The organism is Candidatus Omnitrophota bacterium (assembly GCA_014728045.1).
In the GTDB taxonomy this organism is placed as follows: Bacteria; Omnitrophota; Gorgyraeia; order Tantalellales; family Tantalellaceae; genus WJMH01.
Genome location: WJMH01000012.1, coordinates 34421 through 54318 on the forward strand (window position 1 = coordinate 34421; position 19898 = coordinate 54318).

At 52.9% G+C, this 19898-nt stretch carries 2 protein-coding genes; both read left to right on the forward strand.

Translation table 11 applies throughout. The features are described from left to right. Positions 1–12: 12 nt before the first annotated feature. The gene (locus GF409_04060; GenBank protein MBD3426390.1) at positions 13–156 is read left to right on the forward strand and encodes a hypothetical protein; all 144 of its coding nucleotides are present in this window, start codon (positions 13–15) and stop codon (positions 154–156) included. 179 nt (positions 157–335) lie between these two features. Then, positions 336–19805 (forward strand): hypothetical protein, encoded by a 19470-nt coding sequence (locus tag GF409_04065; protein ID MBD3426391.1) that lies wholly within the window; start codon positions 336–338, stop codon positions 19803–19805. Positions 19806–19898 lie beyond the last annotated feature (93 nt).

Here is a 19898-nt window from a genome sequence, read left to right on the forward strand (position 1 = left end):
TGACGAGGCTGCATGCCGCGGGCTCCAGGCAGAGAGCCGGAAGCCCGCGGATGGGCCTTGAACATAAAGGACCTTAACCCAACCAGGAACGCCCTTACTTTCAGGCCTGCCAAGCTGCCTGGGGTAGGGGCGTTCTTCACTAGATTTGATAAATGACTATAATAGAATGACTTATAAAAATATGGACAAAACGGTATAAAATCATTAATGTTAAATTGGAAAAAGTAGGCTATGTGACGTTGACCTGTTGCTTATATATATGATATATTATTAGTAGCCATTTAAAGTAAGACCATAAAAAAGCCAGAAAATTCAGATATACGGGGGGAAATGCGGTGCTTAAACGCACGAAGTTCTTAAAAATAGTATCAATACTAATATTATTGATATTCGTACATGAACAGCTGGGGTGGACCTATGACGGTACGGCTGTATGGACCCAGCTGAACGAAGTTCCCTCCCGGTCCGGGAACAAGCTTACCCGGCAGATCAAGATCCCCAATGATGTAGGTGAAGTCTGCCAGGCATCTACCGGCCAGGCCGGAGAGGTCATAATAAACATACAGGACGCCCACGCCTCACTTTCATCACAGCATTCCATAGTAGATATACTTGATACCCTTGTTGCCAATTACGATGTCAGGTTCATCGCCCTTGAGGGCTCGCAGGGTTACATTGACACAACGCTCTTAAAAACATTTCCCGATGAAAAGATCCGTAAAAACACCGCTGAGTTCCTTATGCGCGAAGGGCGCATGAGCGCGGGTGAGTTCTTCGACGCGACGCGCGACAGGAAGGATCTGGTGCTTTACGGTGTCGAGGACAACGCCCTTTACCGGAGGAACGTGGAGGGCTTCAGGAAGATCATGGATGAAAGGGCGCATTATGCCCGGCAGGTTATCGCGCTCCGGGATCAGCTTGATGAGTTAGCCAAAAAGATATTTTCCCCGGAGCTTTACCTCCTGGCCAGATGTTCACGCCTCCATCGGCAGGGCAGGCTGAGTTTTTCCGATTACTGGAAGGAAATAAAGGGTCTTTCCGGGGATGAGGCGTCCGTTGAGGGTCTGGTGAACGTGGAAAAGCTCCTGGAGTCGATCCGCACGGAAGAAAATATTGATTTTGCGGGAGCCAACCTACAGAGAAGACAGCTGATAGATGTTCTCAGCGGCACCATGGACCAGGGGGATATCGAGAAGCTTGTCTTAAGGTCTCTTCTTTTCAAAAAGAACAAGATTTCACAGTCGGATTTCCACGGGTACCTCATCGATCTTGCGGAGGCTTACGGGGTGGACCTCTCCTGTTACGGTGATCTTGCCAGGTTTACTGAGTATGTCAGGCTGTACGAGAGCATAGACATAATCTCACTTTTCAGAGAGGTCTCCTTGTTTGAAGAGAGGCTCAGAGAATCGCTTTTCCGTAACGGGGACGAACGTGAACTAGCCCGGTGGATAAAGCTGACCCGGCTGACGGGAGATCTGTACAACGTAGAACTTTCCAACGACGATTATGCGGACATCGCCTCACGTATCGGCGAATGTGATGGAATCTCATGCGCGCGCTTTATCCGAAGAGCCTGCACAGAATATGGAGTACCTGTGGGGCCAGGTTATGATGCCGGTAACATTTTCGGGGGCGTCGAAAAGGCCCTTGAGTTCTACAGGGTGGCCGAGGAGCGCAACAGCGCCATTCTTACGAACACCATACGAAGTATGCGGCGTGAGAACAAGCAGGTCGCCGCGCTGATAACAGGAGGTTTCCATACCGGGGGCCTTACGCGGCTCATGCGCGAGAATCGGCTCTCGTACCTTGTGGTAACGCCCAAGTTCGAAAAGGGGAAAGAAAGGCCTTATATAGCCATACTTACCAACAAGAAGAAGCCATACCAAAGACTTCTCGAGTCGGGCAAGTATCAACTTGCCATCAGCGCGTATTTCCAGGACATGGATGAGGATAAGTTCGTAAGCGCTGCTGTCTACGCGCTTTCCAACGTGGTCAAAGAGGGCGGCAACTGGCGTTACGAGGCCGACAGGTGGTACAGGCTCTACAGAGATGAACACGCAAGGCTTAAAGAGGAATCGCAAGAGAAGATAAAGGGAAGTCTCGCTCCGGAGGAATTCGCCAGGATCCTCGGGGTGGGAGAATACGAAGGTCAGGGGCAGCTCAGGATCGAAAACTGGCAGGATACGGTCATGGTCGCAAGGATCAAGGACGACCAGAGCGCTTATTTCCGATTGGACCTTGGCGAGGGCGGCGTACTGGAATCCCCCCGGGTACTGTCGCCTCGTCAGGGCCGAAAGATCCTCGCTGCCCTTGACCGGATAAAGGACTCCGAGGGAGGCAGAGGTCTGGAGGAACGGGTCGGTGAACTCGAGGGCCAGCTGCAGCGTATCACGGAGCTGGTTGAAGGGGATCTCAAGAGCTCCCGGGATGAGGAACTCATCAGCAGGCTCGGAACCGACCGGGAACTTCTTTTTGCCGTGGTTTCCCGGCTCGACGGGCCGGGGGAAGTGACCAGGGATCAGGTGGCCAGCAAACTGAAGGCCGATTCGGGTTTTGCCCTGCCCGGTGGATGGGATAAGAACGCGCGGCTTGCCAATGCCGTGGAAGAATTCACTCTCCTGGTAAAAGATACCAGAAAGGATATTAACAGGATAAAGAGCGACCTGAGCAATAACCAGAAGCTGGTGAAGAGCATTGCCGGTATTTTCTTGGGGAACAGGGAGGACCTTACCGCCGGTAATGTCGCGGATTTTCTTCAACGGGACATGAAAGAGCCTCTTTATGGAAGGTGGGATGAGGTGCCTTCCTTCAGGAAGGCCGTGCAGGAATTCACCGAATGGGTGGGTAAAGTAACTCCTCAGATCATGGACCAGAAGCGAAAGAGCTATCATTGGGATATAGCCGACCAGGGAAGGTTCGATAACACAATGGCGGTATTCAGCATGCTCTTCAGGCGGATAGGCATTTCCGAGGGCAGGGAAGAAGCGCCGGTGATCTCACGGATAAGGGGCACGCCCGAGAGACCGGTCAAGGTGCTTGAGGTGGGTTCCGGCAAGCTTTTGCCGGTCACCGGTTATTTCAGGGGAACACTGGGCAGTTACATGTCACGTCACGGAGGCTCTTTCAAAAGCACTTTTACCCGGGCCTACGAAGAGGGGTTCCCGAACCTGAAGGCGGAAGCGATCGATCCCAGACTTGAAGACAGGCCCGAGAAAGGTTTCCACAGGGGCAACGCCCTCAAGATGGACATGTTCAAAGATGAGGATTTCGATGATATTTTCGCTTTTATGGTTTTCAACCCTGAATGCTACTACGAATACAGCTCATTCAACGAGGAGTTCTGGGAAGAGAATTTCCCCGGCGAACTGATGACCGAAGAAAAATATTACGGGAAAATAGCGGCTGAATTATTGAGGATACTCAAGCCCGGCGGGCGTTTATACATGAGCACCGGCACCAGACACAATGATATTTTCAACCGTATACTCCTGGAATCTGGTTTCCGGTGTGAATACCTTGATAATGAAGTAGGATATCAGGTGTTCGCCAAACCGGCCGGTGATCCGCTTTCCGAGGAGGAGCGCAGAGTGTTAACCAAAAGGTCTCTTTCGCGCGTCTACCAGTACCTTACCCATTGTATATCGATAATAAAGGCCCAGCTTGAACTTGTGCCCGAAGAAGGCGAGCTTAGCGATTCACAGATCGAAGCTCTTAACAAGATCGGGGATACCGCAGAGAACATGCTCGAAGAGCTCAGGGGAGATGACCTTTACGTTCCTTATGTAAAAGCGGTCAAAAATCTTCTGAGCAATGATAGCCCCGGTTCGCTGTATTACATATTGGGTTGTCTGCAGCCTTTTCTCACTTATTCCAGGGTATTACCGCCCAAAAGAAATATTAATAAGAAGTATTATCAGCATATGAAGAAAAGCCTGGAAGAGATGGTAACAATAGCCTCGCGCATCGACGAGGCCGGGATCGAAGATATACGGTTCTTTGATTCTGAGAAGTCCGGGGAAGAATACGTAAGCCTCAGGGACTGGCAGAGAAGAAGGCCCATTAGCAGCAGCGAATGGCTGACGTACCTGTTCGATACGGGGCGGGAAGATCTCGTTGACCGCATCATGCGCAGCACGGGATCCCGCGAGGTCTTTGAAAAGTACATACCGTCGGTGAATGTGTTCATGGAGATGGCCGATTCCGGAAGGGTCGCGCCCGGTCCCGGCGAGGAAGAGTTGTTCAAAGACACCAGGGGTTTTCTCCTTGAGACAGATCCGTCCAGGTTGGAGGAGCTGGGCGGCTTCGCCAGCAGCAAGATAGCTTCATCCTTCTTGGAAGAAGAGAAGAGGCCGTTTTCTTCAGGTGGCGGAGGTTTCCCCTCTATCCTTTCCATCCTGCTGGCAGGCGGGGTATGGACACTTACCCAGGGTGTGGTTTCGGCGGCAGAGCCGGCAGCGGGCCGGGTGACGTTCAGTGCCGCTGGCGCGCTGGGCGTGTTCCTCAGCACGGGAACTGTAGTTGCGCTTCTTGCTTTTAGCGCGGGCGCGATCGTAATCGCGCTGATCTCTTCGAAGGTTTTGAAAAAGTATTTCTCGAGAACATATCTCGGCAGAACGCGCCTTCGTTCGTTCCTGATAGGCGCGGCAGCATTCATGTTGTTCTTTTTCACTTTTAATATGGCAGAGTCAAGAGGCCCTAAGTCACTGAAGGACCTTTTGAGGACACCTGTCAGTAACGCCAAACAGATCATCAACAGTCTCAGGTCCGAGGAGCCCGAGAAAGAAGTGGCTCTGGGCGTGCGCCATTCACTCTCGAGCATTAAGGGCATACCGGCCGAAACCATCCTGACCGGAACAGGCACCAGGATGCGCCTTGTTCCCTATAGCCGCGTCCAGGACCTTATATCTTCGCCCCCGGAGGGATACAGGATCTACGGTGTCTTTAATACCGCACCACAGAGGAACGGCAGGCACACGACCCTGGTGGGATCTCAGGGGCGGGTGCTGCGGGCGCGCAACAGCATCTCGACCCGCGCGGGAGGAGCGTTCTATCTGAAATATCCCGACGGCACCGCCAGAATAGTAAGCAACACAGATGAGAACTATGAAAAATATATAGAGGGCGAGGATTTTGAGGTGGCGATACAGGCGGGTCCCCTTGTAAAGGAAAACGGATCTATAAAGGATTCTCTTCCCACCGAATCCACTTCTAGGATCTACGTGGGGGTCGATTCTCTGACGAACCGCACGAAGTTTATGCATGTGGGCTCGGGTGTAACAGGTTACAGCGACGTCGAGGAGGTACTGGAAAAGCATTTCAAGGGATTTGCGGAGGTGATGCTTTTTGACTGCGGACAGTTCGATATTACGGAGGTCTCAAGGGACGGTGTTGCCGGCAAGGAACTGGAAGGTGAAGAGGTTTATTGTCTTGCTGTTATGGGTAAGGATCTTCCCGGCCGGAAACCTTTCGCGGAACCTGACTGGAAGAAGAGCCCGCTGTATCTTGCCGTTCTAAGCGGGATCGCCGGTATTATAACGCCATTTCTTTTCAGTGACGGGGTGACGTCATCGCTGATGCTCATACTGGCCTCGGTCACGGGTCTTTACGCGGCATCTTTCGGCATCTGGAAACACCTCCTTCTGGGAGGGGTAAGACGAGGCTCTTTCCGGAGCGCCGAATACCGTTCAAGTTCAAGGGAAGTTGCGCGCCAGAGGGTGCAGATCCTTTTCGCGGAAATCTCCAGGTCCCTTACCGGCGGACGGGTTAGCAGAAAAAGCCGCGATCTGGTCGGCGGCAGTATTGATTTCGCCAGGGGGCCGGCGCAGGTAGTGCTTGTTGACGAGGATTCATCTCAAGAGGAAAAGGATATTCTCGGCACGGATCATGCGGCTTTTGACAAGCAGAAGAACCTGTTATATATTACCGGCAATATGGCCAGGGCACCGGACTGGTTACTCTCTGTTATCCTTGCACATGAAACCGCCCATCGTTTTACCCGAAGCGAGTGCCGGGCGAACCTTTTCACCTTGTTCAATATACCCGGGGCGATCAATACCCTGAAGGGGATCTTCTTCACCCCCGTTGATTACCGCATGGCTTCTTTCGCGAAAGATGCCGATATCCGCCAGAGGAACACAAGGAAAGCGCGTCTTGCGCAATTGCTCGCCGGGAGAATGAAAAACGAGGGATATGATATCTCCGCAGAGGATATAAGCACTCTCGGCAGGGTATTCCTGGCCCGGAACGCTTTCAGCGGGGATACAGCAAAGCTATTCGCCTTCCTGGAAAAAGAGGGGATAGAGCTTTCCCGGACAGGAAGGCTGCTCAGTGAATATTATAATTCATATCGGGATTTTTACGATGCCTACCGGAGCGCTTCTTCCGGGGGCAGGCTGGATGCGAGTCTTGTTGACGCTAACAGGCTGCTTCCTATAATACGGCTTGTTGATACCTTCGAAGAGGACCAGGACAGGATAGGTTCTGTAATAACCCGTCTTGATATGGAGAGCTTCAAGCATACTTTTCAGCTTTTGGAAGAGGTTTTTGAACGGGAGGGCATTTCCGACAGGAGAGCGCTCAGTGTCCTGAAGACACTTATGGGCGAAAGGGATAAAGGCCTGATCAACATGATGGCCGAAGCGCGCGGGACAGGGGCTCTCACGGTGAGTGACCGTGTCCTCATGGAGACATCGACGCCTAAAGAAAGGATATACCAATTCAATAACGGTCTATTGAAGGATACAGGCGAACGCGAGTATGCGCTAATGGTTTTCAGGATGGGCCTTCCCGAGAGGATAAAACGCCGCGTGAAGCATTACCTGGAAGCGAACGGGTTCGATGTGGCCAGCATCGAAAGCAGAAAAGCCGGGATGGACCGTGTGCTCAGTTACTGGGGCGAAGGCGGCATGCTCGAAGAGGCGCTGAGCGAGCTGGCCGAGGACGGGGTGGGCATTTTCCGGGCAAAAGTGGCCCTGGCCCGTGGCGACGGCAGGGATTTCGAGAACTGGTTCGCAAGAGTGCAGAGCGAGCATCCGGAGCTTGTTTCCGTTAAGAGGCTGGGGTTTTGGCTGGAGGTGCTCAGGCGGGGGTATGAGACCGTGATAGTCCGTTCCTCTGTTCCGAGAGAGAGGCTCTCCAGGAAATTCGCTGCTCCGGAAGAAGCCGTCGGTATGAAATTCCAGGACTTTTTCAGCGAATATGTAGTAGGGGATGAGAACGCCTTCAGGGCCGAGCCGGAGAGCTTAAGGGGGAAGTTCATCGAACCGGCATTACATCCGAGAGGAGAGCTCCGCCGTATCTTTAAGTCCGCCCAGAAGGTCCTGCCGCTTGAACAGGTGGGCCTTGCCAACTGTATAGACTGCCCGACATACAAAAAATTGAATGATAAACGGCAGATCTATCTCCCGGCGGAAAGAGGCAGCTCCCCCGGAGAGATCCCGGCAGTCGTCCGCAGATTCAAGAAGAGCTTAGCGCCGGTCATGCCGTTAGATAAATACGCCATCCTGGCGGCGCCCTGGGTGGAGGAGACGTTTTTCTTCTTCGCGCCGATGTTCCTGGGCGGCCTGCTTTTCGGGGTCGCCAGTTACTGGACAATCGCGCTTGTCGCCGCTGTAAGAGGGGTTTTCTTCTTTCTGCATGAGAGGCCCCGCGAGCTGATGAGCATGCCCCAGGAAGAGATCTTAAAGCTGTTCAACCCCTCTTACCAAGAGCTCAGAAAGCATGTTTACGCGGACCTTAAATACGTCACCGCTCTTGCCGGGGCATTTGGTATAGAAGAGGGATCCGAGGAGATGTACATGTTGCGTGTTATAGCACTTACGCATGACCTGGGAGGAGTGCTGGGCGTAAAACGCGACGAGCAGATCGAGAAAAAGCTCATGCTGCTGGCTCTGAACAAGAACGTGGCTTACCGTAACCGCGATCCACTGGACGTGGAAGCCGAGCTTGTGAGCAAGGGAGCAGTGCTTACCGATGAGGAAAAAGCTTTCATAAGTACCATGGACCATTCCAACAATTCCCTCAGGATCCTGGACAGCTGCGACATAAAAGTCCCGCCTGTTGTGAGAAAGATAATATCAGGCCATATGGAATCGCCCACCCAGAAGGAACTTGCCGGGTGGACCGAACAGGAGAGACGACTTTTCGCGTGTTTCGCTATAGCGGATGTCTTCGAGACCGGCAACAATTACTACAAGCAGACGGGAAGGGACCCTGAATACTGGAGAAGTTTCGAATCCCCCGATGAGACAATGAAGTTCATAAGAGAGGTCAAGTTCAGGAACAGGCACCTGCTGGTACCTTATCTGGAGAAGGCCGAAGAGTTCATCTCCGCGGGCGGGTTCCAGGAGGCCATCGAGTTCAGCCGTAAACCCATAAGTGAAGCAGAAATGAGCATGGAGATCATACCGCGGGCGCCGCCTCCGCGCAGGACAGTTCCCCTTGCGGTAGCCGTTTCGGGCGCACTTTTCCCGGGATTGCCCCTTGTTCTTCCGCAACTTTCTTTAGCTCCGGGATTATTCATCGTGGGAAGCACGACTTTAATAATTATGCTCCATGCGGCGGCCAATGCCCTCGCGCTCTTCTCGGGGAAATTACCGGCAACTATAGATACCGAGAGGTTCGGAAGGGATAAAAGGCATGTCATACTCCAGACGAACGGTAATGTCTCGGATACAGGGGATGCGCTTTATAACGAAGTCTTTTCGGGGGCTGCGCAGATCATAAAAGAGAGGGAGTTCTTCACGTCCGAGCAGCTCAGTATCCTGGGAGGCAACGTCAAGTTCCGCCTGGTGGAGGGCACCAAGTACCTTATCGATGCGGTGGACCTGACAGGAAAGAGCGACTGGGTCATATCTGTCAACAGGTTCATTTTTGATAATTACCATAGCGACAAGGAAGCCTGCCTGACGAAACTTGCGTACCTGCTGGCTTCGCAGTATGACCATATACTTTTTACCGAGTTCTGCCGCGAGAGGAACTTCGAGCCGGGGGTCGGCGAGAGCGCGGCCATAAATCTTCTGCGGGATACCGCGAGGGTTAACGATAACAGGGACGACGCCGAGAAGCTCGCCAGGTTCCTTGAGATGGCCAAGTTCCCCTTACGGGACGGGGAAGCGTCTGCCGATGAGACGCCATCGGGCGAATTGCCTTATTTCGCGGATTTTGAATACGAATACGGAAAGCTGCTCAGCAAGATCCGGGAAGGTTCCTTCTATGGCCTGGATTTCGTGGGCGACCCCGAATGGCTGGACCTGATAATCAATTTCTTCAACAGTAACCTCGAGTATTTCCACAACAAGCGCCTGAAAAGCGGTAGTGTGCAGACTTACCTGGCCTTTTTCTACAAGATGGAACACCTTGATAAATCCGAGGTCCTGAAACATCTCAGGTGGTATGAGAACTATTCCGATTACGGGTGGCTGAAGGCCAAACTCGGCGATGATTTCCGCACTTCCACCATGATAGAGACCGAAGAAGAGCGAAAGGTCAATATATATTATAATCTGAGCAACGAAGAGTACAGGACTTCGGACCTTGCAAAGCGGCTTTTCCCCGAAGAGGACCCGGATTTCCTGAAAAAGACCGTCGAGGGTCTTTTCCCCGGCATACGTTTTCACGTCCGGGACCTTGAAGAGGTATATGTAAGGTTCCTCGGAGAGGGCGTCAAAAAGGACGCTTTCTACTGCATGCTCGTGACCGAAGAGGGGCCGTATGAGTTCGTCCTTCTTCTCAGGCACAAGGAAGTGGATGATGAAGGATATGAGATCATACAGCCCAACCTGCTGGAGCCGGGAGAAATGGAACAGCTCAAATGGGCGAATATCCAATTCCCCGACCGGGCGCCGCGTATAGGTTCGGTCATCACCAAGCCCGGGACCGACACTGTCATACAGATGGGAGTTTCCTATCTCGGCAAAGACCTGGGTCGCATCGCTTCCAGTTCCAATAACAAGCTCACCGACGAGGCGAAGCTTCATTTTCTGAGGAGCGGGATAGCCTGTTATATAAAAGGCGCCTTCAGAATGGGGGGATTCAGGGTGGTCGACGACCCGAAACCGCAGAACCTGAGTTCTCTGGACATGAAAGTCAGCATTGTTGACTATGGTAAACGTTCACGCGGGGACCGCATCGTGTTCCTTACAAAACTTGTGAAATTTCTGGCCTCGGACAGGGGTTTCTGGGGGATAGGCGGTATAGGTTTCGAAGGCGAGACCAGATATAACACGATATTTGACGCCTTTCTGGAGGCTTTTGAAAGCTACAGAGGACCGAGGAACATAAACCGTGAGTACAGGAAAGCCCTGGGGATCGAACTTTTAAGGACAATATATGAGGATCCCTACAACTTATTGACCGAAAAAGCGACGGGCGAGCCTCTTCCGGTCAAGAAAGCCCTGAAAGAGTACCTTGAGAATGTTTTCAAGCATTACCGCCCCTCGTACGTTCTCGCTTCGGACAGGCTGGTAGAAGAGTTCGACTGGGATCATGTCGCCCGAAGATGCGCCCGGATCGACGCTGGTGAAGAGGTGGTGCATTTCGCAAGTCCCTCTTCCGGACGTAACCCTTACTGGTATATCGCCCGCATGGCCGGAGTGAGCGAAAAGGCCATGGCCGTGGAAGACCTCACTGCCGGGGAAATGGAGGACATGGTCGACCTGATCATGCTGGATTACCTCACAGTTCCCAGTAACGAGTATCTTGTGATGCTCAAGAAGCTTTCCCGCAGGCTCCGGGTGGAACCGGTAATTCCCGGAACAAAGGAAGAATACAGGGCGTGGTTACGCACCCTTAAGGAACAGGCCCGCGCTTTATCCGAGGGCCGGGATATAGAGCAAAGGACGCCGCAGGTCGATGGAAGGCTGGACGGCGACTTTCTGCTTTCTCTCTGCAGGCCCCAGGTCGAGGCTATCCTGGAGGACCTGGCATCCCTGCCCGAAGGATACATGCCGCTTCTTGATAATCCCCATGTTGCCTTCAGGAAAGAAGAGGTCCTTCTTTCAGTGGCAGACAGGTGGGTCAAGGAGAGTTCCGGCGTCGAGGACGCGGCCATGGTGGAGTTGATGGAAAAAGCCAGAGAAAAACTCATAGCGCTGGGCGGATCAGCCGAGGTGGGCGAAAAAACCCCCGATGACTTCGGAAAGAGTTTCTACGGAAGGATCGAAGGTCTTTCCCCGCGTATCAGGGCCGAGGTCATAGTTGACGAGGCCGCAAGGAACGGCATCACCCGCCTTACCATACAGGATAAGGATACCGCCGAGGAAGCGGTATCTTACGCGCGTAAAAAGGGTTATCTCATAGACCTGACCTACTATCGCGGTATCCCGGCGGTGGGATGGAAAAAGGCAAAAAAACCCTCGATGCGCCCGGAAACAGCTCCGGTACGTGAACGCAAAAAGGGTGCGGGTGTTCCGGCCATGCCCGCCGGGGATATGCCCATGGAAAAGAGCGGTTTTTACAGGGCATGGGAAGAGGCGGTATTCACGGGCCATGCTCCGGGAAGGTACTTTCCGACGATTACAAAAGATCCGGCGGAACAGCTCGGCAGTTTCCGGGAGGGCGCCGAATTCCTCTACAATTACAAGAAGATCATCCCCGGCCTCAATTACATCGCCTCGATGGAACCGGATGAACGTGAGATGGCCAGACGCCTCTCCAGGGAGATCTTTACCAAGCTCCGGATAGAGAAGTGGCCTCTTAAGGACACTGAAAGGCTCAACAGTCTGCGAGGTATGGTCAGGAACCTTATGACGGCCGTTTACAATGACAGCCGCACCGGCGAGAAAATGCGGAGGATAATGCGGGGTGTCACCAATATGATAGGGCTTCTGACCCTCTTCAGGGAACACGCCTTATGTATCGAAAGACTGATCCGTTCGGGGAAAGTGCCCGGCGGGGTGGACAGTCTCCGGCCGTATATACCCGAGAAATTCCTGGATGTGCCTGGCGGTGTGTCCGAGCGGGAGTATTTTGATTTCATGGCGGGGCTTGTGCCCTACCAGAGGGTCTTTGAAAAAGGCATACATGCGGAGTTGAGCGGCACGGTGCTCGAACGGGTGGACAGAGGCACCACCAGCATGAAAGCCTATACGAGCGACCAGCTTCATTTCGTTGTGAAATTCCCGGACCCCGAACAGCAGAGGGATGTGCGCAAAGATATTAAATCGGGCCTTGTCATGGCAAGAATGCACTTGGGGGGTCTTGCCGCCAATACTTTACCTATAAGGGACATCAGTATCAGAACCAGCCAGGGGACAGAGCAGCTGTCCGAGGCTTTGATACAGACAAAGGTTACCCCTCTAGGCGAGGCTATCTCTCAAATGGATGAGGCTGGTGACAGTCAGGGCGTCGAGAGCCTCTTGGCAAAATGGTGGAACCTTCAGAAACAGATGTGGCAAAGAGGCGTTCTGGACAGGCGCATGGACCTGCTTAACGGGTACGGTTACGATGAAGTTACCGGAAGGGTGCTGCTGATAGGTTTTCATGAGCTAAGCCGGGAAGTGGGGGATTTCTGGCCGGAGGGCCTTGCGGATAACATCATAGAACTTAACGATAAAAGGAATATCGAAAAGCTTAGCGAGACAGCTCCTCTAGTGAACGCCGCCGAGTCATACGCCTCCATAGGCTCGGAAATAAAGGAGGGCCTGCGCGTTGTAAAAAATGATCAGGGCGAAGTGTACGTGTCTTTGTGGCCGTCCGAAGAAGAGATGTCCTCGGAGGAGCTTTACATACCTCTTAATGACCCGTTCAGGATCGACGACAAGGAATTCGGTAAGATAATAGGGATAATCGAGAGGCTCATGCAGAGCGGATCTTTCTTTGAGGGGGAGTTGGCCGATGAGGTCATATCCGGGATGCTCGCGCACATCAAAGCCGAGGTCTTCGGGGTGTTCGCCGAAAGAGAACAGGCTTTGCCGGGAGAAGCTATTTCACCCGCCGGTCCCTGGGGTGGGCAAGCGCCGTTAGAACCATCGACCCTGAGGTCGTTAAAACGCATGGTCCTTCCGGGAATGGGCTTCTGGCAATACGCGCTCGGCGTCGCGCCGTGGCTTGAAGAAGTCGTTTTCTTCGCGGCCCCGGCGGTGATCTCGCATGTTTTCTTCGGTCTGGACGCGGTGGGGGCTTTCCTGTTCGTCGCTTCTTCCAGGGCGGCCTTTTTCATGCTTCATGAAGGAGCCAGGCCTCACGCGCCTCCTGCCGAATACTTCCTACCACTCGCGGTATCAGCTGCGGGTGCGGCGTTATCCGTTCTGCCGGGAGTGGTGCCAGAGCTGGGCAGCATGCCTGCTGTTTTTATCCCCGTCTCAACCGCCCTTTTGGCGCTCCTGCATCTGACGGCCAACGTTGTCTCTTTTATCACCGGGTATAAGCCAGCTTCCATCGATGGCGGGAAAGAAGGACCTGCCGATCCCTGGCAGGGCCTGGACCGGTATGCCAGGAAGGTCTATACCAATATCGTGCAAAAATCTTTCCTCTTCAAGCAGGCCGAGGAAGGCGAACTTCAGGCCGAACGTTACCTGAACACCTATGAGGAAGAAGATAGTGAGGCTCTGCGCCAAGCCTTGAACGAACTGGTGGATGAACATTACCTGGTCCGCATTGAAAAAGAAGAGGATGAACTTTATTACGGGTTAGGGGAAAAAGGCCGTTCCATGTTCATGGCCGCCACCGAGGACCTGTTGAAAGCGTGGATCAAAGGCATGAAGCAGAACGATCTCAAATGGAGAAGGGACCATATCCGTGACATTAGTTTCGGGTCCATGCTGCGGACGGCACCCGCCTACAAGCAGCCGGATCCGGAAAGGATGGCGCTATTCAAGAAGCATTATGACAAGATATTCGACGTCATAACGGAGCTTATCAAGGACGAGATCAGGCTCTTCGAACAGGGAGAGGGTAACGACAGCGCTCTGGGCGGCCCCTTGAGCATCATCACTGGCCTGATGCAGAAATGCAGCGCCCTTAACGAACGGGTCCTGGTGGAAAATATGGTCGAGCATCTGATGATGCTCCCGTATTCGCCCAACGAAAAGGTCCGGGCGGCTTTCCAGCAGTTCTACATGAAGCTTCTCACCGTCGATCCTGAAAGGGCGAGGACTTTTCTTTTTTATTTGATGACGCATTATTCCGAATATGGCGACGCGATCAAGGAAACCGACAATCCGGTTTTCGGTATTATGGAGTTCCTGCATGAGGCAGGTGACGAGAACTTTTATTATTTCCTCAGGAGGATAACCGCCTACACTTTCCGCGACCATTCCGGCCAGGTCAACGTCGGACCCAACCATCCTCTCAGGTGCCGTACGCGGTGCGGGAGTTACGGTCCAGACCTTGAGGGGGTGATCAGGGACTCCATACATAACCATCTGGGCGTTTACGTTCTGGGGCTTCTGGAAAGATACCTGGAGTTCTGCGGTACGGGCGACTGGCGGATACTCGCTGATGAGGAATACCAGGTGGACGCTTTCAAGAATGACGAGTTCCCCCCGCAGGACGCGGTATTCCCCATGCAGACAGTGGAACTATACAAGGGGCCGGAGGCGGATGATACCTATGCCTTGAGAAGAAGCGAGATCGTAAGGGAGATCTTTCGCCTTCTGGAAGGCGAGTTCGCGGATGAATTAAAAGTCGCAGGAAAGACCAAGTGGGAGAAGCTCAGGAACATGACCGACGAACAGCTGCAGACGCTTTACGACGCTGTCAACGAAAAGCTCGATACCAGTCTCAAAGTCGACTATGCCGGGTACAGCTTCTCCGGGTACATATACGCTTACCGCGAACTCTGTAAAAGATACAAGAGAGTGGCGAGCGTCGAGAAACTTACGGATGAACTGGTCAAACTGGCCAGGAACTACAGGGTAAGCAACAGGGTCATTACCGGTAACAGGTGGGCCAAGGAGGATGACCCGGCATACCTGGCGATAAAGAGCGATGACCCGGCCGAAGCACTTTCGGCAATACTGAGGGCCAAGAGGAACATACGGAATGAAGTCTTCAGCGGTGAGCTTGATTATGATCGCCTGGAGATCATGGAACAGTTCCAGCGGGACTGGGGCAGGGATGATACGGGTAACGCCTACGGGGGAGCATGGGTCAAGGACGACCTTGTCGGTCTTTACATGACCGATAACATGCTCACCATGATAGAGAACCTGCACATAGAGAGAGCCTCAAGGCAGTTCATGGAGATAAATTCACGGAATATCGTAAGCGCGCTTGAGTATCTGAGAGTCCTCGCCGAACTGAGTTATACAGAGGGACTCGTTTCGCGTTCTTTCAGGGACCATGTCGATACGCTTCTTCAGAGGAAGGGCCTGGACTTCTCCGTGGCCAGGGATATAATCCATTTCATGCAGCAGGAATTCGTAGAGATAAAGAACTATATCAACCAGAACTCGGAGAACTACATCCACGCCATGCTGGACGCCGAGGGAATATACGGCGAGCGCAGGACAAAAGAATTTGACAGAAGGCTCAACGAACTTATCAATTATGACAAGGTCTACAATTCGGCCAGAGGTCTGATAAGAAAGATCGGCAAATACGCCGAAAAACGAAGAGGGGTTTTCATAGAAGGCGAAGAGGAGAAACCGGTGGAGGAAGAGCCACTGCTCATCGGAGGGACCGTGCCAGGGGAAGCCCTGGATAAGACCGTTTCGTCGGGCCGGTACGCGCTTTCCTCTAAAGGACTTGAGCTGGCGAGGACCTCCTCGGAAGGATTGCCCATACCCGAGGGCGTAATAATACCCGCCACAGCATCGGATGAAGTAACGGATGAACTTGCCGTAGAAGGCATCAGGATGCTCGAACGCCATCTTAATACCCTTGAGGGTTTCGAGAACATGAAGTTCGGTTCTTCACAGGACCCGCTTATTGTCTCGGTGAGGTCGGGAGCCTATGTCGTGATGCCCGGACAGATGCCGACGATAGCCAATGTCGGTCTTTCAAGGGATACCATTGACGGTTTTACTGATCAGCTTGTTGAACGCGGCGTAGATCTGCGGGACGCACGCTGGACCGCCTGGGACTGTTATTCGAGGTTCCTGCAGAGTTACGGGGTTTCAGTGCTGGGAATAAGCGAACAGCATTTTATTTCCCGGGAGGAAGATCTGCTGAGCGAGACCGGTGCAGCTGATAAAAAGGACCTTTCACTTGAGAAAATGAAGGCCCTGGCCGGACGGTTCGAAGGCGTGATCATTGACGTTGCCGGCAGGGATAAGCTGCCCCTGACCGCGGAAGAACAGTTCAAGTACTGCGTGGCCGCGGTTAAACGGTCCTGGGCCGAATCGGACGATTACCGTGATAATATTGGCCTTAAGGGAAGATGGCCGGGAACCGCGGTGCTTATACAGCGCATGGTCTTCGGAAATATAAACAGGGATTCGGGTGTCGGGGTAGTAAATTCACGGATGGTGAACGTGCGTAAACTGGGGCTTGAAGGCGATTTCCTCTGGTTCGGCCAGGGGGACGACATAGCCCAGCACCGGGCCGAGGGCCTGGTCCAGATACAGGATATCGGCGAGCAGACGCCTTGGAAAAAAGACCTTGAAAGATACGCCGAGATGATCGAGACATCCCTGGGTACCATGGCGGAAATAGAGTTCACTGTGGAACTTGGCAAGGTGTACATATTGCAGGTCAGGGACGCCTATATCGATGTTCGCGCGCAGGATTACCTGTTGATGCCTTCTGAGGGTGACCTCCTGGCCAGAAGGGGCAGGGTCATACCCGCCTCGGGAGGAGCCTATAGAGGCAAGGTATACGTGCTCCACGGGCGCAAGCCCGATCTCGAAGAGATAGACCGGCTGTACGCCGAATCCAGGGCGGCAGGCGGTGACGGCGTATTGATAGTCGCCGATGACCTCAGTCCCGAGCAGCTGGGCAGGCTCATCCTCAGGGATGATAAGGGCCGTCTCAAGATAGGAGGGATCATAACAAAGCGCGGCGGTAAACTGTCTCATGCCGGCGATATAGCCAGGGCGCACCGCATGGCCGCTGTCGCCAACGTGAAAGATATAAGGTTCCAGTCCCCGGAAATTAAAAGAAAAGGCTTTTTCATCAACGACAGGCGTATACTGGAAGGGGAAATGCTGTCCATATCAGGTACTACCGGGATAATTTACCAGGGCCTTCTGCCGCTTTCGGTGGGTGAATTCATCGACGGAGGTATCCAGCCCACTATTTCCTACAGTTATTTCGTTGAACATCTCAAACGGCGCGGTCAGGTGCTCACGGTGATCAATCAGGTGCTGGACGCGATACAGGAGAAGAAGGACGTGAATCTTTTGGCCTATCTGAGGACCCTTGTGGACGTGCACAGTGAGATGCTGCAGAAAAAGGCACCTTACGTGTTCGCCGTTATCAACGGCGTTCTTGAAAGCGGTTCCATACAGATCGACCAGCTCAGGAGCAAGGTCAAGGACGCTCTCGGGCAGAAAGGCGGTGAGACCGCTGCCGGGGCCGTGACCAAACAGATGGAACGGACCATCACTCGTGCTCTTGCCAGCAAGGAGTTCATTGACGAGTTCGGTATTTCTTCGGAAGACATATCCGATATCATCTTTATGGGAGAAAGCGCGGAAAGCCTGCGGGGAAGGATGGTGGTCGATCTTACCCTGCAGGTCAAAGGAGAAGGTGATCGGTCGGATCTGATCCCCCTGCGGGTCGCCCTCTACAAGGTGGGTTATGACCTTGACCCTGATCTATTGGCCACCAACGAAACCTTGGCGACCAGGCTTATAGATTATCTGGAAGAAGGTATTATGACCGGCAAGCAGGAGATACTTTACGAGGCGGGAATACCTCCTAACACGATAAGGGAGGCCTATGAAAACGCCGAAAGGGACAGAGAGAAGGCCGTCATCGCCCTGGCATCCCGCCTTGCGGAACTGGATGTCGCTTACGACCAGATGCAGCGCGCGGTCGCACGGATAGGGACCCTTAACACCGCAGAGATGTACCGTCTGCACAAAGCCATGGACAGGAGCTTCACCAGGAGCAAGATGGTGTTCATGGTGCTACCCGAAAAAGAGGATTACGAGGCGATCAAGATACGTTCAGGAAAGGTCTACCCGACGCTGAACGATGTCCTGATGAGCAAGCATTTCGGGGGAAGACGTCTCACGTCCGAACAGCTCAAAGGTCTAAAGGCCCAGGTCGCCAGATTATTGTTCAGGGCCTATGACAGCAGACTTGATGTGTATGACACCCTCAGCAGTGCTTTCGGCCTTAAGAAGCGGCATGCCCACATGATGTATTCTGAGATGGCCGATGAGATCGCGAAGATAAAGCCCGGTGACCTGACCGAAGAAAAGCGCGAACTTTTACGGGGCCTTTTCGGTATAGAGGACCGTTCCGGGATCGGAGAAAAGCTCAGGTACGAGTATACCAGACTTGGTTTCATGAAAAGGTTCCCCATGACTATAAGGCCCCAGGACCTTATAGTCAGGCCCTGGAAGAGCGATAAGATGAAGGTCGAGGTCGTTAGCTGGGGGTCTTTCGTGCGGCGGGCCGACGAGAACGAGGTGTTAAGATATCTGCATGAACAGATGAAACTGCCCTACCAGACGATATTCAGGGCCATGGCCGGTCTCTACGGTCATAGAAAAGCCCTTGACTTCATAAGGCTCGCCTATTTGCGGGAGCCCGCCGGAACGTACCTTTCGAAAGTGCTTTTGACGAAGATCTCTGAGATAACCGCTGTATCCAGCATAACGGTAGGTATACCTAAAGGTACGTTCAACAAACTTGAAGCCCGTGATATAGCCAGGCTCGACAAGGCGGCGCACATAAGGATTGCGGTGCTGGAAAGCGCCGATAGAGAGGGCATGCTGGATGAGGTCGAACAGGCCAGACGTAGGAATAATTCCGCTTCTTCTGTTCTGGTGGATACGGATGGGAAGATGACGTCCGGGCGCACGGCTTCAGTGATACTATCCTTTGCAAGGGAAGTTAAGAACAAGATCTTTCTGCTGGGGCATCCTGAAGTCACTGATCTGACGCCAGAGAACATATCCAAGATAGACGACCTTCCGAGGCTTTTGAGGGAAATAGGTTCAAAATATCTTGACGTGCTGGAACCCCTGGAACTGTCGTCAGTAAGCATTTACAACATGAGGGTAAAGAATTCCTACAGCTCTGTCAATACCCGGGACAGGGTGAAGTACTCCCCGAGGTCGCTGGACGAACAGAAGAGCTCCAGGCTCGTGCATTACGCCGACGGCCAGGATATCCTGGATGGGGGGAGGACGATAGTGCCTCCCGGGCTTGAAATCGCCAGGAGGCGGAGAAGGATGAACGTTACCGTGGATAATGACCGGCTTCAGGACAGTTTCATGATAATGGCACCTGAGAGTATTCGCACCCTGGAAGAGAAGAATCTTTTCAGGGACAGGATCATCGAGATGTGGATGCTGGAGGGGGTCATTTCAAAGCAGGACGTGATAATACTTGACCGCAAAGAGGAAGGGTACAGTAATAGTGACCTCTTCGAAAGAGTAAGGCAGGTCGAGCCGGAGGCGGATGTGTCCAATGTGGGCATCAGGGTGATAAGCGGTAAACTGGGTTATGAGAACAGGCAGCTTCTGCAGCTCGATCTTGCACCGGAGGCCACTAATAACTTCAACCAGTACGAGGTCTTCGTGAACCTTCTTTTAACGGGAGAGCCGGGCAAGCTCACCGGCCTGGCCGGGGTAAAGGCTCTTGAAGGGAAACTGTATATTTATCTGCCTGAAGCCAGACCCGTCGATTTCGAGAAGGAATTGCGCGTTTATTACGAGAAATACCGGCAGGTGCTTATAAGAGCTTAAGGTGTACTACGGAAAAACATGGAAATACAGTTAAAATATAAAATAGTTAGAAACATATATATTGACTTTTATTGGCATTTACGCTATACTTAG